This is a genomic window from Rhizobium sp. P28RR-XV (assembly GCF_012641385.1).
Classification (GTDB): domain Bacteria; phylum Pseudomonadota; class Alphaproteobacteria; order Rhizobiales; family Rhizobiaceae; genus Rhizobium.
This window is the reverse complement of sequence record NZ_JABAIG010000002.1, coordinates 221,566-243,356: the sequence shown is the minus strand read 5'-3', so window position 1 is coordinate 243,356 and position 21,791 is coordinate 221,566. Positions and strand designations below refer to the sequence as shown.

Here is a 21,791-nt window from a genome sequence, read left to right as displayed (position 1 = left end):
TATGATGAATCCCGGCCCGGCTGCCCGCCGGGCATCATGAGAAAGTACTGATGGCGGATTTTGTAGCAGTTATTCGACGGGCCGTTGACGGCCTGGCCGAAAATACTCCCGAAATGCGGGTCAAGGTTTACGATCGAGCTCGTGGTGCCGTGCAACGGCAGCTCGAGAGCATGAAGCCGCGCCCCCCCGAGGAAATGCTGCGCCGTCAGCTCGATAAGCTCGAGGCCGCAATCGTCGAGGTCGAGGCCGAGCATGCCGAGGCCCTTCCTGGAGCCGAGGAACCGGTCGCGGAAGCGCCTGCGGTGCACGAGCCTGCGGAGCATGAGGATGTCGCCCCCGAGCCCGTTCACGAGCAACACCCGGCTGAAGAAGTCCATGCCGAAGCGGATGTGGAAGAGCCTGTGGCCGCTCCGGCCGAGGTGCATGCCCATGAGGAGCCGGACGTTACTCATCCGGCCCATGAAGAACCCGTCCATGAAGAACCTGTCCATGAGGCGCCCGCTCCCGAGGAGCCGGCTTTGCATGTCGAGCAGGACCATGCACATGGACATCAGCCTGCCGAGGAATGGAGCGAGCCGCATCGCGAAGAGGAGCCCCATGTTCCGGCTGCCGAACATGCTGGCGTCGAACACCATGCCGAGATCGACGAGGAGCCCACCCTCGAGCCGGTTTATCCGGACGAGCCGCAACATCATGCGGAGGAAGCGCCGGCGATTGCCGTCGAGCCTGTCCACGCCGCGCCCGGGCAGCGCGCGCAATCCGCGCCGGTCGACGACGTTATAAGCCAGGTCGAGCAGATCTGGGCCGAGGTGGATGCGCCGGCACGTCGTTCCGAGCCCGAGCCCGTCATGCCGGCCGCGGCTTTCGCGGAGGCTCCGTTCGGCCATCCCGTCGAGGCATCCGAGACGGCGAAGACGCCTGCCATCAACAAGGGCTTTGCCTGGGACGCCGATGTCTTCGAGGAGTTGCAGTCTTCGTCCACGGTGGCCATACCGGTCCAGCAGCCGGCTCGGCAGATGCCGGAAAACGCCTTTGACGATGTCGATCTCTTTGCGGATGTGCATCCCGCCAGCAAGACGGCACCGGACGCCGATGCCGCCAACGACGGCTGGCGCGAGCTCAAGGAACTTGCCGGCTTCGATAAGCGCGCGGAAGATGAGCGGGGCGGTGGTTCCTCCGTTCCGCCCGATCTCGATCAGGCCATGGCGGCAAAACTGCAGGGCCGCAGCTTCCGCATGGAGCCGAAGCGCCGTCGTCTCAACGTTACCGGCATCATCGTCACGCTTGTGGGACTTGCGGTCGTCGGGGGAGGTGGCTACGCGGCCTGGCTGAACCGTGATGCGCTCAACAGCATGGTGACGAAACTCGTCAGCTCGGCAACGAAGAACGGGGCGACGCCACCGGCTGCGGATACGGCAGGCAACAATGCCCCGAAGAACGGTAACGCTTCCACCCCTGCCCAGCAGCAGGCGGCTGCGCCGCAGCCGAACAATCCGGCGGCTCAACCTTCGTCGGGTGCCGGCAATACGGATGTCGCCACGGTGACCAGCGACCCGAATACGGTCAATACGAAGTTCACGCAGCGTCTTCTGGCCAATGGCACCGAAGAGGATAAAGGACCGGCCGCGAACGGTCAGCCGGGTGTCGTCGAGGGCAAGTCCGTTGCGCAGCAGAATGTTGCTTCCGCTGCTCCGTCCGCGACGGCGACGCCGCCTGCGAACAATTCGGCTGCCGCGCAGACCCAGGCGCCGGCGAATGCCGCGCCGAGCCCATCCGCTTCCACGGACCAGCAGGCACCCGCGGCCAGCCAGCAGCAGGCCCCCGCCAATCAGCCGCCGCCCGTGACACAGCAGACGGCAACGGCTACCGACGGGCAGAAGGTGTTTCTCTATGAGGAGCGCCTCGGTCAGACGTCGCCATCCGCCTTCCAGGGCACCGTCACCTGGTCCGTCCAGGAAGGCAAGGGGGCCGATGGCCGGCCAGAGCCTTCGGTACAGGGTCTTATCACCGTTCCGGATCGCGGCCTGACCGCCACGATCACCGTTTCGCGGAATTCGGATTCCTCGCTTCCGGCGAGCCATCTGATCGAGCTGGCATTCCAGGTTCCCCCGACATTCGAAGGCGGGGCGATCGATAATGTCCAGCGCGTTGCGTTGAAGGCGACTGAGCAGGATCGCGGCGATGCATTGATCGCGGTGCCGGCCAAGGTGACCGACGATGTCTATATGATCGCGCTCAACGATTTCCCGGATGCACGCAAGACCAACCTCGACCTTTTGAAAAGCCGTAACTGGATCGATATTCCGATCGTCTATCGCAACGGCCGACGCGCCCTGCTGACGATGGAAAAGGGTCCGACCGGCACGGATGCCTTCAACAAGGCAATTTCGGAATGGCAGGCACTTGGCGGTGTTGCGTCGAGCGGTCAGTAAGGCTTTCTGAAATCGATGAATACGCAAAAGGCGGGCTTGCGGCCCGCCTTTTCATTTCTACCCATTCGGTATCTATCGAAGATAGGTTTCAGGCTGTCGCTTCGACGACGCGAAGCGCCTTGGCGCGTTCCAGCGCATCCTTCTGCACGGCTTCCTGAACCTTTTCGAAGGCGCGGACCTCGATCTGGCGGACGCGTTCGCGGCTGATGTCGAATTCGGACGACAGATCCTCCAGCGTCACCGGCTCATCGGCGAGGCGGCGAGCCTCGAAGATGCGGCGTTCACGATCGTTCAGCACGCCCATGGCGCGCGCCAGCATGCGGCGGCGGGTATCGAGCTCGTCCTGTTCGATCAGCACGTCTTCCTGACTGTCGTGATCGTCAACGAGCCAATCCTGCCACTGGCCGGAATCGCCTTCGGAAGCCTTGATCGGCGCGTTCAGCGACGCGTCGCCGGAGAGGCGGCGGTTCATCGAAACGACTTCCTCTTCCGAGACCTTCAGCTTGGTGGCGATCTCGGTCACGTGTTCCGGCTTCAGATCACCGTCGTCGATAGCCTGGATACGGCCCTTCAGACGGCGCAGGTTGAAGAACAGACGCTTCTGGTTGGCGGTCGTGCCCATCTTCACCAGCGACCACGAGCGCAGGATATATTCCTGGATCGAGGCCTTGATCCACCACATGGCATAGGTGGCTAAACGAAAACCGCGTTCCGGATCGAACTTCTTCACGGCCTGCATCAGGCCGACATTGCCTTCCGACACGACTTCGCCGATCGGCAGGCCGTAGCCGCGATAGCCCATGGCGATCTTCGCCACGAGACGCAGATGGCTGGTGACGAGCTTATGCGCGGCCTGACGGTCGGCATGTTCCGCATAGCGCTTGGCGAGCATGTACTCTTCCTGCGGTTCCAGCATCGGGAACTTGCGGATTTCGTCGAGATAGCGATTAAGGCCGGCTTCTCCGGCGGCGATGGACGGCAAGGTATTACGGGCCATGATTGTGCACCCTCCTATTCAAGATTTGGTTCCTTCTTGGGGGCGTAATTGCGCGCCTTCTGCGAAGCGGACCAAGGCGTACGGGTCCGAGAACCCCGCACTGAACCAATGTAAAGATAAGTACGGCGAAACGGTGATTCAAGGATATGGTCACGCAAGTGTTATCGCAGCGTGACCACTGGTCTCGCCGTGACGTCGCCCTTGGGATTATCCTCCCGAATGTTCCGGCGCCAGATGATTTGACCAAATCGACCCCGAAAACGCGGTCGCGTTTCCGACAGGCACAAGCGCTCGGACTTCGGTCCTCCATGTTTCCTATTATAGGGCGGTAGGTCGCGGGCGTCCAGCGGTCAGGCTGAGAAGCCTCACCGCCTATCCCCTCAGCGCCGCCGCCAGCTCTTCCATATCGTCCGGCAGGGGCGCTTCGAAGTGCATGATGTCGCCGGTGCGCGGATGTTCGAATTGCAGCATGTAGGCATGCAGCGCCTGGCGGGTGAAGTGGTTGACGACCTGCTTGGCTGCGTCAGGCAGAAGGTTCGCCTTGGTCTTGAAGCCGCCGCCATAGACGGCATCGCCCAGCAGCGGATGGCCGATATGCGCCATGTGCACGCGGATCTGGTGGGTGCGGCCGGTTTCGAGATGGCAATCGATCAGCGAGGCAAGCGCAGTCGAGTCCGGCGTCTCGTGAAAGCGCTCCAGCACTTCGTAATGCGTGATGGCCTCATCGGCTTCCTGCGAATCCGGGCGCTTGACGGCCCGGCGCGTGCGGTCGCCGCTCGACCGGCCGAGGGGCGCATCGATGGTGCCGATAAGCTGGCGGGGGCGCCCCCAGACGATTGCCTGATAAGCACGCTCGAGCGAGGTTGTCCTGCCATGATCGGCAAATTGCTGCGACAGATGCCGGTGGGCGACATCGTTCTTGGCGACGACCATTACGCCCGTCGTATCTTTGTCCAGCCGATGGACGATGCCCGGGCGACGGACGCCGCCGATGCCGGAAAGGCTGTTGCCGCAATGATGGATCAGCGCATTGACAAGTGTTCCGGTCCAATTGCCGGCAGCGGGGTGGACGACCAGGCCGGCGGGCTTGGAGATGACGATGACGTCGTCGTCTTCATAGAGCACATCGAGTGGAATATCCTCGCCCTGCGGCGTCGGATCCGCCGGCTCGGGCAGCGTGATCTCATAGACATCGCCTGGACGCACCTTGCGCTTGGCGTCGGTGATCGGTGCATTGTTGAGCATCACGGCGCCTTCCTTGATCAGCGCCTGCACGCGGCTGCGGGAAAATTCCTCGCCGATCTCGGCCGTCAGCCATGAATCGAGCCTTCCTTCGGCATTTTCATCGGCGGTAAGGACTTTTCTATTGCTCGCGGCTTCTTTAAAGGGGTCGCTCAAACGTATTTCTCCGGCGCACAAAGCGCTCTACTGGAAGCAAGGACGCATCGATGACGAATCTCGAGCCAGACGATCAAGAGGAAAAGCCCCTCGATCCGGCCCTGGAGAAAGTCCGACGCAAGATGATCCGCCTGCAGATCGTCTCTGCGGCCGTCATGGTGGTGAGCCTTATGGCTGTCTTCGGCGCCGTTGTCTACAAGACGATGAAGCCGGCGGCGAAGCCTGCAGGCCAAGCGGCCTCCGGCATCCCGTCCGATGCTCCTGTTGCCGCGACGGCTCTGCTGCCGGCAGGCTTTACGGTTCAGTCCACCGCGCTGTCGGGCAATCAGGTGCTGTTCTACGGCACGCTTGCCGGCGGCCAGCGCCAGGCCATCGTGTTCGACTACGGTATCGGCCGCATCGTGGCGACCATATCGCTGTCCAATTGACGGGCTGACGATGACGAGCGAGCGGCTCATCGAGATCACTTATCTCGACGATCCGCGTATCGCCGAATTCCGCAATATCCGCGAACGCGATCTGACAGGCCGAGAGAACCGTTTCATCGCGGAGGGGACCGTCGTGCTGCGGCTTCTCGCCGGCGCGCATGCGACTGGTGGCGATTTCGTCGCCGAGAAAGTGCTGCTGCTCAAAAATCGCGTTGCCGGCCTAAGCGATATCATCGACACCTTCCCATCGGATGTCCCGATCTATGTCGCGGCCGCCGAGGTGCTCGATGGCATTGTCGGCTTCCATCTGCATCGCGGCGTTCTGGCGTTGGGGCGCAGAACGGCGGAAGAGGGGATGAACGACCTTCTCGACCGCCTCCCGAAGCGGTCGCTCGTGCTCGTCGGCTGCGGCATTTCCAATCACGACAATATGGGGTCCATGTTTCGCAATGCGGCGGCCTTCGGCGCCGATGCGGTGCTGCTCGACGAGAGCTGCTGCGATCCGCTCTATCGCAAGGCGCTGCGGGTTTCGGTCGGCTCGATCCTGACCATACCGTACCGACGGCAATCGAGCGCCGTGGAGCTGCTTACGGCGCTGGCCGAGCGCGGCTTCGCGATCTGGAGCCTCTCGCCACGCGGGACGGTCGATATTCGTGACGTCGCGGCTTCGCAGCGCATGGCGCTTGTCGTCGGCACGGAAGGGGAGGGTCTGCCCGAAAGCATCCTTTCCGCCTTCGGCAGCGTGCGCATCCCGCAGGCGCCGGGGCTGGACAGCCTCAATGTCGCGACGGCCAGCGGCATCGCGCTTTTCGAGATGGCTGCGAAGAACGGGCGTATCTGAACGGCGCTGTGAGGCTTTGAATTATGCAGTGGCGGTCAGGAGTGCTTCGGCAGCATGGCCGCGACGCGATCGGCGAGGCTAAGGCGTGCACCCGGTTCGGCGGCTTCCCTGTTCTTCGGTAAAAGACCGAAGATCGGGGAGCTATCGCCCTCCTTGAGCGCCGTCAGCGCCACCATGTTGGCAGCTATCTTTGCAATCTCCTCGCGCATGGCGTCATCATGCGCGGGCGAGCGGGTCTTCGCCAAGCGGTCAGAAAGGGCCGCCGCCCGGTTGCGGACCTCTTCCGTCATTTCGGCGATCTCGTCTTCCACTGTGCGCCCCGGTTCCGCCACTTGCGGCGGTTCTGCAGTCTTTGTCTGGTCATCTGCCGTCGCGATCACCGAGGCAGCCGAAAGCTTCGGTGTTCTTGCCGGCTTTTTCGGTGGCGTGAGGCCGGCCGCACGCAGTGCCTTGCTGGCCTCCCTTGATTCCTTGACGGCGGCCTCGAGCCGCTCCCTCAGGCGGATGACATCCTGAGCCTGCCGCTCGATCGCGGTTTCCTTGTCGGCGCTGCCGGCGATTTCGCGATTGAGGCGCTCCTCGAGCCGCTTGTTCTTGTCGCTTTCCTGTCGCAGCGACTGTCCAACATCCGCGGCACGCAGGTTTGCCGCACTCAGATCCTGGCGCAGCGTATCACGCTCGTCCCGCAATGTATTGATGCGCAGCTTCAGGCTCTCGATTTCGGTTTCGCGGGTTGCTAGGTCGATCTTGAGATTGTCCGTGTCGGCGGCCATCTTCGTCATCCGCTTGCGCAATCCGTCAATATCGGCTTCCTTTTCGGCACTTGCCTGCTCGGCGGTATGGATGCCCGATTTGAGCTGGCTGATATAGCTCTCCTCGTGCCTCAGGCGCGAGCGCAGTTCGCCCGCCTCCGCTTCCAGATCGTCGATGCGCGTCTGCAGCTCAGCACTTCCGGCGGAGAGGCGGCTCGCTTCCTGCTGAAGCTTGCCATTATGGATCTGCAGGCTAACGGTCTTGTCGCGCTCCTGCGTCAAGGCGTGCTCGGTTCTGGCGTTTTCGGCCGCAAAGAGGGCGCGCGCCATATCCTTCTGCGCGCGCACTTCCTGCGGGCTCAGCGGCATGGTCGCCTTCAGGCGCTTTTCGGTGAACCAGACGATGCGGCGATGGATTGCCGGCGCGATGAGAAAGACCAGAAGAGCGGCCGTCAGAAAGCCCAATCCGAACAAGAGAGCAAATTGAATCACGACGCGGCCAGTATCCTGGAGTTATGTTCGATCTTGATAAAAGGATTAATCATGGGTTAGCCATGCGGGCAAGCGTTTAACGCGGATATGGTTTATCGGCACGAGGTCGAATTTACGGAAAGAAAAGGCCCGCGATCTGCGCGGGCCAAGGCTGGGCTGCCTGGGAGACCATATGAGGTGGAGGATCAGAAAGGATTCCAGGTCGGGCTGGGCGTAACCTTCAGATAGCCGAGGTTGACGCCGAGGCGGGCGCCAAGGCCGGTTCGGATCGGCACGAGGACGATATTGTTGTTCTTCAGCACGGTCATGCCGAAGCCGGCAACCACGAAGGCCTGGCCGCTGACGCCGCCAAAGCGGGTATAGACGCTGTTGATGCTCGGCAGATCGTAGACCAGCATCATGACGCGGGTGCCCTGGCCGCCATAATCGAAGCCGAGCGACGGACCCTGCCAGTAGAGCGGATGCTCGCCGGCATTCTTAGTGTTGAGCTGGCCCTCGCCGTAAGTCAGGCCGGCGAGAAAGGCGCCGGAGCCTTCCTGGCCGAGGATATAGCCGTTCGGCAAACCATATTGCTGGAAGGCCCGCTCGATCACCTTGGCGAGGCCGCCGCTGGTGGAGCCGAAGAAGGAATGGCCGGCATCGACGATTTCCTGCGCCGAATACTGATTTGTGGGCGCGGCAGAGGCCTGGCGAACCGGCAAGGCGAAGCTCACGAATGCGACAATGGCCAGGATCAGGCCGAGGCCGAGCGTCCTGGTGCCGGGGCTTGGCATTCTCTTGAGGAGTTCATAGCGCATGAAAGTCATCCGTTCATCATGGTCGGTGCAACAGGGGTGAACGAGCAACGCATTCGCCTGAATGCGCCACGCATGGCACGCCCCATCCTCAGACCAATCCGCTCATTTATCGCAGGCCGATTCGCGTGCGAAAAAGTCTGATGGTGATGAATGCATTTTGCGTCGATGGTCTTAACAATCGGTTTACCAAATATGGTGTCATTATGGCGCGCGGTACACTGGCTGCGACAACCCTCGGGCAACCTTACCGTGGCAACGTGGACTCGACTGCATTTTGCCTTGCCAGCATTCAGGAGACAATGAATGTCGAAGAACCCGAACCTCACCTTGACCGGACCGGATCTGGCCGCGCTGCTGTGCAGCCGCGTCTGCCATGATGTGATCTCTCCGGTCGGGGCGATCAATAATGGCCTGGAGCTGCTCGACGAGGGTGGTGCTGACGCGGATGCCATGGATCTGATCCGCACGAGCGCGCTCAACGCCTCCGTCCGCCTGAAATTCGCACGCCTCGCCTTCGGCGCTTCGGGCTCGGTCGGCGCCTCGATCGACACAGGCGAAGCGGAGCGGGCGGCCAAGGATTTCGCCGCCGCCGAGAAGAAGACCGAGGTCAATTGGATCGGCCCGCGCGCCATCATCGCCAAGAACCGCGTCAAGTTGCTGCTCAATCTCTTCCTGGTTGCCTATGGCGCGATTCCGCGCGGCGGCAACATCGACGTAACGCTCGAAAATCCGGAATCGGACGCCAAGTTCACGCTCGCCGTCAAGGGACGGCTGATGCGCGTGCCGCCGAAATTTGCCGAGATCTGCTCAGGCACCCTGGAAGAGGCGATCGATGCACATTCGATCCAGCCATACTACACGGTTCTTCTTGCCGACGAGAGTGGCATGGAGCTTTCCTACAATGCGACGCCGGAGGAATTGACCTTCGTCGCGTCCATGGCGGCGCAATAAACGGATCGGTTCACCCGTGTCCTTCGCCCGCGGTCGAACATCGGCTGCGGGTTTATTTTTTCGTGCATTGAAAATTCTGTGCAATCTTATGGTTGTTTGCGCAATTAACAATATAGCGGTAACGAATCCTTAGCTTGCTGCTCCTATCGTTTCAATTTGAAGTCGTCGTTTGGACAATGGCGGCTGATGCCAGGGAGCTCAGAGATGCAGCGGTTCATGATAACGGATAGTTCGGATGTCGTCAGAAAAGTCGGCAAACGAATCCTGTCCGAGCTGGATTTTCTCGTGAGCGAAGCCGGGGACGCCCGTGAGGCGCTGATGCGTTGCCAGGCCGAAATCCCGGATTACCTGCTCGTCGATGCCGGCATGGAAGGGGCGCTCGATCTCATCGCCAGCATCCGCGCCATGCCTGATGGCAAGGATGTGAAGATCTATTATTGCGTTGTCGAGGCCGACCTTCGCAAGCTGATGGCCGGAAAGCGCGCCGGCGCCACGGATTTTCTGCTGAAGCCTTTCGACCGCAAGATCCTGACGGCTATATTCGGTAATCGCGCCGCGGCCGCGTAATTTCATCGAAGTTATCGAACAATAATGGCCGCCCTATCGAGGCGGCTATTATTTTGACTTTCACCGCAGCACTTCAACGTGTTGCAGCGTCCTTGGCGCGGCTTAAAAGACGCGGCGCTGTAAAGCGCGAAATAGAAAATCCCGCCTGGAGAGGCGGGATTTTCCATGTTTCGGCGGGTGTGACGGGGCGGCTCAGGCGCTCTCGGCGAAATCGCTGCTATCGGGCTCGCGCAGCACATAGCCGCGGCCCCAGACGGTTTCGATATAGTTGGCGCCGCCGGCGGCATTGGCCAGTTTCTTGCGGAGCTTGCAGATGAAGACGTCGATGATCTTCAGTTCCGGCTCGTCCATGCCGCCATAGAGATGGTTGAGGAACATTTCCTTGGTGAGCGTCGTGCCCTTGCGCAGCGAGAGCAGCTCCAGCATCTGGTATTCCTTGCCGGTCAGATGCACGCGCTGGCCGCCGACTTCGACGGTCTTGGCGTCGAGGTTGACGATCAATTCGCCGGTCATGATCACCGACTGGGCATGGCCCTTGGAACGGCGAACGATGGCGTGAATGCGGGCGACCAGCTCATCCTTGTGGAAAGGCTTGGTCATGTAGTCGTCGGCGCCGAAACCGAGGCCACGAACCTTGTCCTCGATGCCGGCCATGCCGGAGAGGATGAGGATCGGCGTCTTGACCTTCGAAAGGCGCAGGGTGCGCAGGACTTCGTAGCCGGACATATCGGGAAGGTTGAGATCGAGAAGAATGATGTCGTAGTCGTAAAGCTTTCCGAGATCGACGCCTTCCTCACCGAGATCGGTGGTATAGACGTTGAAACTTTCGGATTTGAGCATCAACTCGATGCTCTGCGCTGTCGCGCTGTCGTCTTCAATGAGTAGAACCCGCATAATTGTCCCCTTTACCGCCGCCGAAAGGTCGTCAGCCCCCTTACGCGATACCGATCAAATCACTGGTTGATTTGGAAGCTGCCATGCAATGGTTAACAAATTCTGATTCACTCTGGCAAGTCGTATCGAATTTATTAAATAATTTTTCCATTGCACTGTTTTCCAACGACAATCAGTAAAATCTTCTCCTAAAGTATCGCATTAAGAACTTACGCCAAGTGATTCATCCGACTCATCAATGCCAACATGTCGAAATCCGACCACAACATTTACCGAGCCTTAAATCATTGCGCCTATCATTAACGATGCCCGTAAACGAAAGGTTACCAGCGGTAGGCTTTTATTAAGATCGCTGGAAATTTTTTTAACCAAGCCGTCTCAAAGCGGTTCGGCGGGCGGAAATATCGAGAGCCGGGGTCTCGCATCACGGGAGTAATGCGTATGAAGTCACGTGAGAGCCTTGTTCGCCTGAAAGAGTTTCAGGTGAACGAAAAACGCCGTCAGCTGCAGCAACTGCAGATGATGATGGCGGAATTTGACCGCATGACGAAGGAACTGGAAAGCCAGATCGTGCTGGAAGAGAAGAAGTCCGGCATTTCCGATCCTAACCACTTTGCTTACCCGACTTTTGCCAAGGCGGCCCGCCAGCGCGCGGACAATCTGCAGGTGTCGATCCGTGAGCTGCAGGTTCAGGAAGAAACGCTGGAAAGTTCGCTTGAGGAAATGCAGGCGGAATATGCCAAGGCTGCCGCGCTCGAGGAGCGTGATGGTTTGGGTCCGGCGCGGGCACGCGCCTGACAATGCAAGCCCGTTGCTTTTCGGGATCGGATTAGCTTCGTCCCGATATAAGGGCAATCTTCGCAATGCGGAGAAGATTTGACGGCAGGCGTTTGAAAGCTGCGCATGACTGGCCGTGACAGGGCCGGCCATGCGCAGCTTTTGCATTCTGTAAATTAATCCGTCTATCCGGACGGATTAATTCCGCTTGAATGATTACCGCAAGCATATGCACGGTTGGTATTGACGCGTCCTTAGAGCATTTCCGCTTTTCTTTGAATCGCGAAAACGCTCTATCCTCTTGTTTCCCAACGCATTCCGGACGGAAAACAGCCGCGCGCTTTTCCTGAAAGTGTCTTAGAGATTGACGACGTCGCGCCAGTCGTCGTGGCGTTGTGCCTGCGCCTTGAAGAAGGGGCAGAGCGGGATGATCTTCCAGCCGCCGCGCCGGGCTTCCTCGACGGCGTGAAGCGCCAGCGCCTGGCCGACACCCTTGCCGCGCAGGGCATCCGGCACGCCGGTATGATCGATGATGATCAGCTTGGGAGAGGTGCGGGAAAACGTCATTTCCGCCTCGTGGCCTTCGACGGTCGCGACATACCGGCCGCCGGAGGCATTGTTTTCGTTGCGGATATCCATGATTTTCTCCCTTATCGCGTTGTAGACGGCGAAGATTGCATGCACCCGTCGCGCTGCCAACTCCCGAATGATCTAGGAGAAATCAGTCTGTCGCCGAATGTTTTCAAGCGGTTCGCTTGCCCGGCAATCAATAACCAGTTCGCTTCGACGTCAGCCGCGTCAAATAATTCGGGCCTCTTTCTTGGAAAAGAGGCCCGAACACAAAAGCAAATTAAGGTGGTGCTGTCGCTGCTGTCAGTGGCGATACTGCTGTATCCGGGTCGTCCGAAGGCCGGCGAGGCCATGGGTATTGATGGACGACTGCCAGGAGAGGAACTCTTCGACGGTCAACGTATAACGTTCGCAGGCTTCTTCCAAGCTGAGCAGACCACCACGCACGGCGGCGACAACCTCTGCCTTACGACGAATGACCCAGCGGCGCGTATTCGGCGGCGGAAGGTCTGCTATCGTCAGCGGGCTGCCATCGGGGCCGATGACATACTTCACTCGGGGACGTATCATTTCGGTCATTGGACTCTCTACACACACTCAAGACCACGAGAGGCACTCTATCTTGCCACATTTAAAAATTGCCTAAGCCCCTAGTAAGACTTTGCTAATAATTTTAATCAATGTGGCGGGCGGCTGATTTGCGTGTGTGCTGCCTGGGTGAAATGCCAGAAAGACTCTGTTATTTCAGGGGAAATCGCTTTCGTCCTATGATTTTTCGTCAGTAAAAACTTACGCTCCAGAACCGAAATTGCGAAGTTTGGCCTGCTGCCCTGAGGGTCAGGGCAGGCGCAAGAATTGCTTTTTACTTGCGAAAATAGACTTACGCCGACACGCCGTGCTTCTGTCCGCCCCAGCAGATGAAATGCGGATTGGCGAAATCGGCATCCTCATTCTGATCGGTCTTGCCATAGGTCAGAAGGCTGCCTGCAACCGTTACGGTCGTGCCGCCGGCGGCGCGCAGGACCGCGTCGCCGGCGGCCGTATCCCATTCCATGGTACGGCCGAAACGGGGATAGACATCGGCTTTGCCTTCGGCGAGGAGGCAGAATTTCAGGGAAGAACCGATCGACGTGCAGGCGGAAACTGCATTGTCGGTCAGAAAGTCCTCGGTCCTCGCGTTGCTGTTGCAGCGGCTTGCAAGCGCGGTCAGTTTGGCCGGGCGCTCACGCACGGCGATGGTCAAACGGTCGGAGACGGCAAAGTGCTCGTCGACGATCAGCTTGCGCGCCCTGCCGGGTTCGCCGGTAAAAGCTATTCCGAGTGCCGGTGCGTAGACGATGCCGGTCACGGGAATGCCGTTCTCGACATAGGCGATGTTGACGGTGAATTCGTCGCGATGCTCGATGAATTCGCGGGTGCCGTCGAGTGGATCGACGAGAAAGAAGGCGCGGCCGCGAACGTCCGGGATCTGGCCGGCGGAGACCTGCTCCTCGGCAATGGCCGGGATATGCGGGAAATCGCGTTCGAGATGCCTGAGAATAATGCGTTCGGCCTTCTCGTCAGCGAGGGTGACCGGGCTCATGTCCTGCTTTAAGGCAACCGCATAGCCGGCGCGATAGACCTCCAATATGGCCTGTCCCGCCTCGAGCGCCGCCTTTTCGAATGTTGCAAGCATCTGCCTGTTCGTCTTTCCGCGCCGTGTGCGCCTCAAGTCTCTGGACATTATAGATAAGAAGTCGCGCTTACAGAATTTAGACTTCCGATGCCTCGGTTTCTTTCGCCTTAACCTCTGGCTGAAGGTTTAGCAACAAAACTTGTCAGACTCTCAGTGCCGCCGACGTTTTCGGCATGCCCGCAGTGTGTTCGCCTGAAAATAAATCCCAGCCGCTCCTGCGCAATCGGGAAAGAATGTGTTCTGTTTGCGAAGCTTTTTCGTCCTTTCGGGACTTGTCGTTTTTATTGCATGTGCGAATGTGCGGCCGGATCGTGATCGGGATGAATGCATGCGTTATTCGGCTTATCAGCTTCTAAAACAGGCGTTTTCGGGCAATCGCCATTGGCGGCCGGTGTGGCGGACGCCGGAGCCGAAACCACATTATGACGTGATCATCGTCGGCGGTGGCGGTCACGGGCTGGCAACGGCCTATTACCTCGCCAAGGAATTCGGCATTACCAATGTCGCGGTGCTGGAAAAAAGCTACATCGGCTCTGGCAATGTCGGCCGTAACACCACGATCATCCGCTCCAACTATCTGCTGCCCGGCAACGAGCCCTTCTACGAGTTCTCGATGAAGCTCTGGGAAGGGCTGGAGCAGGATTTCAACTATAATGCTATGGTCTCCCAGCGCGGCGTCGTCAACCTGTTCCATTCCGACGGCCAGCGCGATGCTTATGCCCGGCGCGGCAATGCCATGCGCATGCACGGCGTCGATGCGGAACTGCTCAATCGCGAGCAGGTTCGGCGAATGATGCCTTACCTGAATTTCGACCATGCGCGCTTTCCGATCCTCGGCGGTCTCCTGCAGCGACGCGGCGGCACGGCGCGACACGATGCGGTCGCCTGGGGCTATGCGCGCGGCGCCGATAACCGCGGCGTCGATCTCATCCAGCAATGCGAGGTGATCGGCATCCGCCGCGAGAACGGCGTTGTCACCGGCGTTGAGACCAATCGCGGCTTCATAGGCTGCAGCAGGCTGGCGCTCGCCGCCGCCGGCCATACGTCGATCCTGGGCAACATGGCCGATCTGGAGCTACCGATCGAAACGCATGTCCTGCAGGCCTTCGTTTCCGAAGGACTGAAGCCCGTCATCGATAACGTCATCACCTATGGCGCTGGACACTTCTATATCTCGCAGTCCGACAAGGGCGGCTTGGTCTTCGGCGCGGATATCGACTACTACAGCTCCTATGCGCAGCGCGGCAACCTTGCCACCGTCGAACATACGATGGAGGAGGGCGTGTCGCTCATTCCCGGCCTGTCGCGCGTGCGCGTGCTGCGCACCTGGGGCGGTGTCATGGATATGAGCATGGACGGCTCGCCGATCATCGATCGCACGCCCATCGAAAATCTCTATCTGAATTGCGGCTGGAACTATGGCGGCTTCAAAGCGACGCCGGCCTCGGGCTTCTGCTTCGCGCACCTGATCGCCAGGGGCGAAAGCCATGATGTCAGCCGTCTTCTGCGCCTTGACCGCTTCGAGCGCGGCTTCGCGATCGACGAGAGCGGCAAGGGTCCGCAGCCGAACCTGCATTGAGGGCACGAAACCAATGGCAAGCTTGATCAACTGCCCGCATTGCGGCGTGCGACCCAAGGAAGAATTCTCCATTCGCGGTACTGCTTCCGTCATTCGTCCGGCGCCGACCGCATCGGATGAGGACTGGAACCGCTATGTCTTCATCCGCGACAATGAGCGCGGCCGAATTCAGGAATATTGGCATCATGGCGCGGGGTGTCGCCGCTGGCTGGTCGTCGACCGCAGCAATGTCACCCATGAGGTCTTTTCCGTTATCGATGCCGAAGACAAGGCGAAGGAGGCGGCGCGATGACCGCCTATCGTCTGTCTACCGGCGGCCTCGTCAATCGCAGCCGTCCGCTTTCCTTCAAATTCGACGGCAAGGACATGAAGGGGCTGGAGGGCGATACGCTCGCCGCCGCTCTTCTTGCCAATGACCAGCTGCTCGTCGGGCGCAGCTTCAAGTATCACCGGCCGCGCGGGATCCTGACGGCGGGCTCGGCCGAGCCCAACGCGCTTGTTACGACAGGCAAGGATGGTCGCACCGAGCCGAATACGCGCGCAACCGTTGCCGAGCTCTATCAAGGCATGACGGCTACGAGCCAGAACCGCTGGCCATCGCTGAAGTACGATTTCGGCTCGATCAACGGCTTGCTGTCCCCCTTCCTCGGTGCCGGCTTCTACTACAAGACCTTCATGTGGCCGGCCGCCTTCTGGGAGAAGGTCTACGAGCCGATCATCCGGCGCGCCGCCGGCCTCGGCAAGGCGGTCATGCAGACCGATCCGGATCGTTATGAGAAAGCCTGGGCGCATTGCGACCTGCTCGTTATCGGCTCTGGTCCTGCGGGCCTGATGGCTGCTCTGACGGCTGCCCGCGCCGGCCTGCGCGTTGTCCTCGCAGACGAAGGATTCCGGTTCGGCGGCTCGCTGCTTTCGGAACGGCTGACGATCGGCGGCGCTTCCTCGGATGTTTTCGTCCAGGCGGTGTTGGAGGAGCTGCAGAGTTTCGACAACGTGACGTTGATGCCGCGCACGACCGTATTCGGCTGGTATGACGGCAATGTCTTCGGCGCGGTCGAGAAAGTGCAGAAGCATGTGGCGATGCCATCGCCCGACCTGCCGGTCGAACGTCTCTGGCGCATCGCCGCCAAGCGCGCCATTCTTGCATCGGGCGCCGAGGAGCGGCCGCTGGTGTTCGGTGGCAACGATCGTCCGGGCGTGATGATGGCCGGCGCCATGCGCAGCTACCTCAACCGCTATGGCGTCGTTGCCGGGCAGAAGGTGGCGGTTTTCACCAATGGCGGTTCCGGCTACCGCACCGCCGCCGATCTGGCCGCCGCGGGCGTCGAGATTTCGGCAATCCTCGATACGCGAGCCGCATCGGCCGACATTGCTCCGCAGGGTGTTCGCGTGGTTCATGCGGCCAGCGTCCACGCGACCAAGGGCAAGTATCGCATCGGCGGCGTCATCGCCGATCGCGGCGGGCTGGATGAGCTGATTGCCTGCGACGCGCTTGCCATGTCGGGCGGCTGGTCGCCGATCATCCACCTTGCCTGCCAGCGCGGCGCAAAGCCGGTATGGTCGGACGAAAAGCAGGCCTTCATGGCGCCGCTCATTGGCGGCGAACTGGAGATTGCCGGTTCTGCTGCCGGCATCGAGAGCGTTTCCGGCTGCCTTGCCGATGGGACGGAAAAGGCGCGGCGGGTCGTCGAAAGCCTGGGCCGCACGGCTCATGCGGCTGACCTGCCCGAAGTCGAGGGGGAGTATGATCCATCCTTCGCGGCGATCTGGCATGTGCCGGGTGCAAAGGACAAGGCATTCGTCGACTTCCAGAACGATGTCCATGCCAAGGATCTGGGTCTCGCGCTGCGCGAAGGCTTCGGCCATGTGGAGCATGCCAAGCGCTATACGACCAGCGGCATGGCGACGGACCAGGGCAAGCTCGGCAATGTGAATGCCGCCGGCATGATCGCCGGCATGCGCGGCGTCAGCCCCGCCGCTGTCGGAACGACGACATTCAGGCCGTTTTACACGCCGGTCTCCTTCGGTGCGCTGGCGGGCACGGCACGCGACAAACACGCGCAGCCGGTCAGGGAATCGCCGCTGCATGGCTGGGCGAAGAAGAATGGCGCGACCTTCGTCGAAGCAGGTCTCTGGTATCGCTCGTCGTGGTTTGCCCGGCCGGGTGAGAAGGGCTGGCACGACAGCGTCGACCGCGAAGTCCTGAACGTCCGCAACAATGTCGGCCTGTGCGATGTGTCGACGCTCGGCAAGATCGAGATCTTCGGCAAGGATGCGGCGGAGTTTCTCAACCGGCTCTATTCCAATGCCTTCCTGAAACTGCCGATCGGCAAGGCGCGCTATGGCTTGATGCTGCGCGAGGACGGCATGGTCTTCGATGACGGCACGACGAGCCGGCTGACTCCGGATCATTTTTTCATGACGACCACGACGGCGATGGCCGGCGAGGTGATGACCCATATGGAATTCGCAGCGCAGACGCTTTGGCCGCAGCTTGACGTTCGCTTTGTCTCCTCTTCCGATCAATGGGCGCAGATGGCGATTGCCGGCCCGAAGGCGCGGCTGGTTCTTGAGCAGATCGTCGAGGATGATATTTCTGACGCGTTCTTCCCGTTCCTCGCTGCCGCCGAAGTTCTGCTGAAGGGCGGCTTGCGGGCGCGTTTGTTCCGCATCTCCTTTTCGGGCGAGCTTGCCTATGAACTTGCTGTTCCCGCCGGCTACGGCGAGGCGGTGGCGGACGCGATCATGGAAGCCGGCAAGGTGCACGGCATCTGCGCCTATGGCGTCGAAGCGCTCAACGTGCTGCGCATCGAGAAAGGCGATGTCACCCATAATGAGCTGGATGGCCGCACCACGCCCGACGACGTCGGGCTCGGCCGGATGATGGCGGCGCAGAAGCCGGATTTCATCGGCAAGAGGCTATCGACCCGCTTTGGTCTTACGGCCGCTGATCGTGGGCAGCTCGTTGGCCTGAAGCCTCTCGATACGACGAAGGAAATCCATGCCGGCGCGCATCTTTTGAAGGAAGGCGCGAGGCCGTCGACCGTAAACGACCAGGGGCATGTCTCCTCGGCCTGCTTCTCACCGGTGCTGGGTCACTCCATCGCGCTGGCCTTCCTGAAATCGGGCCGTGAGCGGATCGGCGAGCACGTGGTCGTCTGGGATGGGTTGCGGGGCGAGGAAGTGCCTGCCGAGGTTTGCAGCCCCGTCTTCGTCGATCCTGATAACAAGAAGCTTTTGGGGTGAGGGATCTATGAGCGTCGCGTTTCAGAACAGGCATGTGCTGGAAGATCATATTTCCGGCTTCGAGGCTGCCGCCAATCCGAATCACCTTGCCGTCGTGCGCCGTCCCGCTATCTTTTCCGTGCTCGGCAGGGCCGGGGATCAGGATGGCGTTCTGGCGAGCCTGAAGGCGATCAAGGTGGTATCCGTCCGCGATGTCGGACCGAGGGAATGGCTTGTCGTGTCCGGCACGCTTGGCGCCGATAGCGTGGCGCGGGATCTCTTCGCGCTCGATCCGGCCCGGCTTTCCTTTTTCGAGCAGAGCGATGGCCGCGTGCTGCTTCGCATTTCCGGCCCCAATGTTCGCCGTATTCTCGCCAAATGCGTGGCCGTCGATCTGCATCCGCAGGTCTTTGCAGAGGGGCGGTCTGCCAGCATGCTGTGCTGCCATGTCGCCGCCAATGTCGCCCGCACCGGTCCCGACCGTTTCGAAATCATCGTGCCGCGCTCCTATGCCGGCCACGTGTTCGAAGAGGTCATGGAGATGGGGCGGGAGTTTGCGCTGACAGCTGGGTTTGCCGATTGAAAAGCCCCGTGACGGCGAAGATCGAGTGCCTCACTGGCTGGCCGGTGCCGCCGATCGCCAATGGCGCGATCCGAACAATCGCCATGGCGCAAACAGACATATCGGCTTCGCAGTTCGGGCTATTTGGCCTACCGGATAGTCTCTAGGTTTCCTCTCAAATGCGGTCGGTCGCGCGGGAAGACACCCGGCGGCTTCGTGCCGAAAACAGGGGATTCCCAGATGAAAAGCCATGCCAAGGTCGTCGTCATCGGTGGCGGTGTCGTCGGATGTTCGGTGCTCTATCATCTCACCAAATTCGGTTGGACGGATGTGGTGCTGCTCGAGCGCTCCGAGTTGACATCCGGATCGACCTGGCATGCTGCGGGCGGCATGCATACGATCAACGGCGATCCGAATGTCGCCAAGCTGCAGAAATATACGGTCGAACTCTACAAGGAAATCGAGGAATATTCAGGTCAGGACATCGGCCTCCACCTGACCTCCGGCCTGATGCTGGCGGCCACCCCGCAGCGCTTCGACTGGCTGAAGTCCATTCTCGCCAAGGGCCGCTACAACGGCTTGGAGGCGACGTTGCTGACGCCGAAGGAAGCGCATGAAATGATGCCGCTCCTCGATCCCGATCAGTTCGTCGGCGCGCTCTATGACCCCGTCGAAGGCCATCTTGACCCCTATGGCACCACCCATGCCTATGCCCGTTCGGCGAAGAAGAACGGCGCCGACATCTATCTGCACACCAAAGTGGAAGAACTGGTGCAGCGCGAGGACGGTTCCTGGCGCGTCATTACCAACCAGGGCGAGATCATCGCCGAGCACGTCGTCAATGCCGCCGGTCTTTGGGCGCGCGAAGTCGGCCGTATGGTCGGGCTGGAGCTTCCGGTACTCGCCATGGAGCATATGTACCTGATCACCGAGGACATGCCCGAGGTGATCGACTTCAACAAGACGACGGGCAGGGAGCTGATGCACTGCGTCGACTTCGATGGCGAGATCTATCTGCGTCAGGAGCGGCAAGGCATGCTGATGGGCACCTACGAGAAGGCATGTCGCCCATGGTCGCCGGTAACGACGCCATGGGATTTCGGCCACGAGCTGCTGGCCGAGGATATCGAGCGCATCACGCCGGAACTGGAGGTCGGCTTCCGCCATTTCCCGGCCTTCAACAATGCCGGCATCAAAAAGATCATCAACGGCCCCTTCACCTTCTCGCCGGATGGCAACCCGCTCGTCGGACCGGTCAGAGGCTTGCGCAACTACTGGTCGGCCTGCGCCGTCATGGCCGGCTTCAGCCAGGGCGGCGGCGTGGGGCTCGCGCTCGCCAACTGGATGATCTACGGCGATCCGGGTTTCGACGTCTTTGCGATGGACGTCTCCCGCTACGGCGACTACGCGACGCTCGCCTATACGAATGCCAAGGTGCGCGAGAACTATGCCCGCCGCTTTTCGATTCGCTATCCGAATGAAGAGCTGCCGGCGGCGCGTCCGCTGCTGACGACGCCAATCTACGACAGACTGAAGCAAGCAGGCGGCGTCTTCGGCGCTTATTATGGCCTGGAGCAGGCTCTGTGGTTCGCCCCGCAGGGTGAGGTCGACCAATTCTCCTGGCGCCGCTCCAACGATTTCGATGTTGTCGGTGCCGAAGCCAAGGCGGTGCGCGAGAGCGTCGGCCTGATGGAGACTTCGGGTTTTGCCAAGTATTTGGTCAAGGGGCCAGGCGCGGAAGCTTTCCTCGATAGGCTGCTGGCCTGCCGTATTCCGGCCGTGGGCCGCATGACGCTGGCGCCAATGCTGAAGCATGACGGCAAGCTCATCGGCGATTTCACGCTGGCGAAGCTGGGAGAAGGGGATTTTCTTCTTATCGGCTCGGGTATTGCCGAATCCTATCACATGCGCTGGTTCGAAAGCCTGCTGCCGAAGGATGGCTCGGTCGAACTGCAGGCCCTCGGTCTTTCGCTGCTCGGCCTTTCAATCGCCGGTCCGAACGCCCGCAAGCTCATGCAGAAGCTGACCCATCAGGATCTGTCGACTGCTGCCTTCCCCTTCATGTCGATCCGCCGCATGGATCTCGGCATGGCGCCGGCGATCGTCGGCCGGGTCTCCTATACGGGCGATCTCGGCTATGAAATCTGGATGAAGCCGGAATATCAGCGCTATATCTTCGATCGCCTGATGGAGGAGGGGGCCGAATTCGGCATCCGACTCTTTGGCCTGAGAGCATTGAATGCGCTGCGTCTCGACAAATCCTACGGCAGTTGGGCGCGCGAATATCGCCCGCTTTACGGACCGCTGGAAGCAGGACTGAACCGCTTCGTAGCGCTGTCCAAGGAGGCTGATTTCGTCGGCAAGGCGGCTGCAGCCAAGGAGAAGGCGGAAGGCGGGACGCTGCGGCTGCGCACCTTCATCCTTACCGCCAGGGATGCCGATGTCATCGGCGACGAGCCGATCTATCATAACGGCGCCGTCTGCGGCTGGGTAACGTCGGGCGGCTACGCCCACGGCTCCGGCCTTTCGGTTGCCGTCGGCTATGTGCCGAAGGAAATCGCCGACGAGACCCAGGGGTGGTCGATCGAATTGCTCGGCGAGCTTCTGCCGGCAAAGTTGCAGGCTGAACCGCTGTTCGACGCCGACGGCGCCCGCATGCGCGCCTAGCAGTCATTATCGAGAGTAAGGACGGCAGGCCCAATCTCGGGTCTGCCGCTGATAAAAGCTTTTCAGCGGACATTCCCAACTTGATCGCTTTGGCTATTTTTGAGCCAGAAGCTGCCGCTTTTGTGTCATTTTTGGTCGGATTCGCATCAGCGCACAGCGATTTGAAAAGAATTTGTCAATTTCTTGC

At 60.5% G+C, this 21,791-nt stretch carries 20 protein-coding genes; 12 read left to right on the top strand and 8 right to left on the bottom strand.

Features of this window, described 5'->3' with window-relative positions; genetic code table 11:
• Positions 1-50: 50 nt before the first annotated feature.
• On the top strand, positions 51-2,432 hold the full coding sequence (locus tag HGP12_RS04805) for a hypothetical protein (RefSeq protein WP_168838359.1): 2,382 nt from the start codon (positions 51-53) through the stop codon (positions 2,430-2,432).
• 88 nt (positions 2,433-2,520) lie between these two features.
• On the opposite strand, the gene rpoH is transcribed toward HGP12_RS04805, so the two are convergent.
• Both rpoH and HGP12_RS04795 read right to left on the bottom strand, forming a co-directional pair.
• Positions 2,521-3,429, bottom strand: a complete 909-nt coding sequence (rpoH, locus tag HGP12_RS04800; protein ID WP_168838360.1) for an RNA polymerase sigma factor RpoH — start codon at positions 3,427-3,429, stop codon at positions 2,521-2,523.
• 372 nt (positions 3,430-3,801) lie between these two features.
• Complete coding sequence (locus HGP12_RS04795; RefSeq protein WP_168878681.1) at positions 3,802-4,827, bottom strand: RluA family pseudouridine synthase; 1,026 nt, start codon at positions 4,825-4,827, stop codon at positions 3,802-3,804.
• A 50-nt stretch (positions 4,828-4,877) separates the two neighbouring features.
• Between HGP12_RS04795 and HGP12_RS04790 the strand changes: the two genes are divergently transcribed.
• Complete coding sequence (locus HGP12_RS04790) at positions 4,878-5,255, top strand: hypothetical protein (protein ID WP_168838362.1); 378 nt, start codon at positions 4,878-4,880, stop codon at positions 5,253-5,255.
• 10 nt (positions 5,256-5,265) lie between these two features.
• Positions 5,266-6,096, top strand: coding sequence for an RNA methyltransferase (locus HGP12_RS04785; protein WP_168838363.1), 831 nt, complete (start codon positions 5,266-5,268; stop codon positions 6,094-6,096).
• Between the two features lie 35 nt (positions 6,097-6,131).
• Here the strand turns inward: HGP12_RS04785 and HGP12_RS04780 are convergent, their stop codons facing one another.
• Both HGP12_RS04780 and HGP12_RS04775 read right to left on the bottom strand, forming a co-directional pair.
• Positions 6,132-7,340, bottom strand: a complete 1,209-nt coding sequence (locus HGP12_RS04780) for a hypothetical protein (RefSeq protein ID WP_168838364.1) — start codon at positions 7,338-7,340, stop codon at positions 6,132-6,134.
• 185 nt (positions 7,341-7,525) lie between these two features.
• A complete protein-coding gene (locus tag HGP12_RS04775; protein ID WP_168838365.1) occupies positions 7,526-8,137 on the bottom strand; it encodes a DUF1134 domain-containing protein in 612 nt (203 codons plus the stop codon).
• A gap of 303 nt (positions 8,138-8,440) precedes the next feature.
• On the opposite strand from HGP12_RS04775, the gene chpT reads away from it, so the two are divergent.
• The gene (gene chpT / locus HGP12_RS04770; protein ID WP_168838366.1) at positions 8,441-9,088 is read left to right on the top strand and encodes a histidine phosphotransferase ChpT; all 648 of its coding nucleotides are present in this window, start codon (positions 8,441-8,443) and stop codon (positions 9,086-9,088) included.
• A gap of 204 nt (positions 9,089-9,292) precedes the next feature.
• Positions 9,293-9,655: a PleD family two-component system response regulator gene (locus tag HGP12_RS04765; RefSeq protein ID WP_168838367.1), complete on the top strand. Its 363-nt coding sequence runs from the start codon at positions 9,293-9,295 to the stop codon at positions 9,653-9,655.
• 192 nt (positions 9,656-9,847) lie between these two features.
• Here HGP12_RS04765 and ctrA read toward each other — a convergent pair whose 3' ends face one another.
• Positions 9,848-10,549, bottom strand: coding sequence for a response regulator transcription factor CtrA (gene ctrA / locus HGP12_RS04760; protein WP_069611718.1), 702 nt, complete (start codon positions 10,547-10,549; stop codon positions 9,848-9,850).
• A 441-nt stretch (positions 10,550-10,990) separates the two neighbouring features.
• Here ctrA and HGP12_RS04755 point away from each other — a divergent pair, with 441 nt between their 5' ends.
• Complete coding sequence (locus HGP12_RS04755; RefSeq protein WP_149634533.1) at positions 10,991-11,347, top strand: flagellar export protein FliJ; 357 nt, start codon at positions 10,991-10,993, stop codon at positions 11,345-11,347.
• Between the two features lie 336 nt (positions 11,348-11,683).
• On the opposite strand, the gene HGP12_RS04750 is transcribed toward HGP12_RS04755, so the two are convergent.
• From HGP12_RS04750 to cysQ, 3 genes are all read right to left on the bottom strand, one after another.
• Positions 11,684-11,965, bottom strand: coding sequence for a GNAT family N-acetyltransferase (locus HGP12_RS04750; RefSeq protein ID WP_168838368.1), 282 nt, complete (start codon positions 11,963-11,965; stop codon positions 11,684-11,686).
• Positions 11,966-12,199: 234 nt separating this feature from the next.
• Positions 12,200-12,475 carry a DUF1153 domain-containing protein gene (locus HGP12_RS04745; RefSeq protein WP_004107124.1) on the bottom strand — a complete coding sequence of 92 codons (276 nt, stop codon included), beginning with the start codon at positions 12,473-12,475 and terminating at the stop codon, positions 12,200-12,202.
• A gap of 301 nt (positions 12,476-12,776) precedes the next feature.
• A complete protein-coding gene (cysQ, locus tag HGP12_RS04740; protein ID WP_168838369.1) occupies positions 12,777-13,571 on the bottom strand; it encodes a 3'(2'),5'-bisphosphate nucleotidase CysQ in 795 nt (264 codons plus the stop codon).
• 328 nt (positions 13,572-13,899) lie between these two features.
• Between cysQ and HGP12_RS04735 the strand changes: the two genes are divergently transcribed.
• The 6 genes from HGP12_RS04735 to HGP12_RS04710 all read left to right on the top strand — a co-directional run bounded on the left by HGP12_RS04735 (position 13,900) and on the right by HGP12_RS04710 (position 21,604).
• Positions 13,900-15,150: a sarcosine oxidase subunit beta family protein gene (locus HGP12_RS04735; RefSeq protein ID WP_168838370.1), complete on the top strand. Its 1,251-nt coding sequence runs from the start codon at positions 13,900-13,902 to the stop codon at positions 15,148-15,150.
• 13 nt (positions 15,151-15,163) lie between these two features.
• Positions 15,164-15,442: a sarcosine oxidase subunit delta gene (locus HGP12_RS04730; RefSeq protein WP_168838371.1), complete on the top strand. Its 279-nt coding sequence runs from the start codon at positions 15,164-15,166 to the stop codon at positions 15,440-15,442.
• Positions 15,439-18,396: a sarcosine oxidase subunit alpha family protein gene (locus tag HGP12_RS04725; protein ID WP_168838372.1), complete on the top strand. Its 2,958-nt coding sequence runs from the start codon at positions 15,439-15,441 to the stop codon at positions 18,394-18,396. Before HGP12_RS04730 ends, HGP12_RS04725 begins: the two co-directional genes overlap by 4 nt.
• Before the next feature lie 7 nt (positions 18,397-18,403).
• Positions 18,404-18,958, top strand: coding sequence for a sarcosine oxidase subunit gamma (locus HGP12_RS04720; RefSeq protein ID WP_168838373.1), 555 nt, complete (start codon positions 18,404-18,406; stop codon positions 18,956-18,958).
• An 8-nt stretch (positions 18,959-18,966) separates the two neighbouring features.
• The gene (locus HGP12_RS04715; protein WP_168838374.1) at positions 18,967-19,104 is read left to right on the top strand and encodes a hypothetical protein; all 138 of its coding nucleotides are present in this window, start codon (positions 18,967-18,969) and stop codon (positions 19,102-19,104) included.
• A gap of 73 nt (positions 19,105-19,177) precedes the next feature.
• The gene (locus tag HGP12_RS04710; RefSeq protein WP_168838375.1) at positions 19,178-21,604 is read left to right on the top strand and encodes an FAD-dependent oxidoreductase; all 2,427 of its coding nucleotides are present in this window, start codon (positions 19,178-19,180) and stop codon (positions 21,602-21,604) included.
• Positions 21,605-21,791 lie beyond the last annotated feature (187 nt).

Coding starts and splice junctions, on each gene's coding strand:
- HGP12_RS04805 (WP_168838359.1), top strand. CDS start 51: ATGGCGGATTTTGTAGCAGTTATTCGACGGGCCGTTGACGGCCTGGCC.
- rpoH (WP_168838360.1), bottom strand. CDS start 3,429: ATGGCCCGTAATACCTTGCCGTCCATCGCCGCCGGAGAAGCCGGCCTT.
- HGP12_RS04790 (WP_168838362.1), top strand. CDS start 4,878: ATGACGAATCTCGAGCCAGACGATCAAGAGGAAAAGCCCCTCGATCCG.
- HGP12_RS04785 (WP_168838363.1), top strand. CDS start 5,266: ATGACGAGCGAGCGGCTCATCGAGATCACTTATCTCGACGATCCGCGT.
- HGP12_RS04775 (WP_168838365.1), bottom strand. CDS start 8,137: ATGCGCTATGAACTCCTCAAGAGAATGCCAAGCCCCGGCACCAGGACG.
- chpT (WP_168838366.1), top strand. CDS start 8,441: ATGTCGAAGAACCCGAACCTCACCTTGACCGGACCGGATCTGGCCGCG.
- HGP12_RS04765 (WP_168838367.1), top strand. CDS start 9,293: ATGCAGCGGTTCATGATAACGGATAGTTCGGATGTCGTCAGAAAAGTC.
- ctrA (WP_069611718.1), bottom strand. CDS start 10,549: ATGCGGGTTCTACTCATTGAAGACGACAGCGCGACAGCGCAGAGCATC.
- HGP12_RS04755 (WP_149634533.1), top strand. CDS start 10,991: ATGAAGTCACGTGAGAGCCTTGTTCGCCTGAAAGAGTTTCAGGTGAAC.
- HGP12_RS04750 (WP_168838368.1), bottom strand. CDS start 11,965: ATGGATATCCGCAACGAAAACAATGCCTCCGGCGGCCGGTATGTCGCG.
- HGP12_RS04745 (WP_004107124.1), bottom strand. CDS start 12,475: ATGACCGAAATGATACGTCCCCGAGTGAAGTATGTCATCGGCCCCGAT.
- cysQ (WP_168838369.1), bottom strand. CDS start 13,571: ATGCTTGCAACATTCGAAAAGGCGGCGCTCGAGGCGGGACAGGCCATA.
- HGP12_RS04735 (WP_168838370.1), top strand. CDS start 13,900: ATGCGTTATTCGGCTTATCAGCTTCTAAAACAGGCGTTTTCGGGCAAT.
- HGP12_RS04730 (WP_168838371.1), top strand. CDS start 15,164: ATGGCAAGCTTGATCAACTGCCCGCATTGCGGCGTGCGACCCAAGGAA.
- HGP12_RS04725 (WP_168838372.1), top strand. CDS start 15,439: ATGACCGCCTATCGTCTGTCTACCGGCGGCCTCGTCAATCGCAGCCGT.
- HGP12_RS04720 (WP_168838373.1), top strand. CDS start 18,404: ATGAGCGTCGCGTTTCAGAACAGGCATGTGCTGGAAGATCATATTTCC.
- HGP12_RS04710 (WP_168838375.1), top strand. CDS start 19,178: ATGAAAAGCCATGCCAAGGTCGTCGTCATCGGTGGCGGTGTCGTCGGA.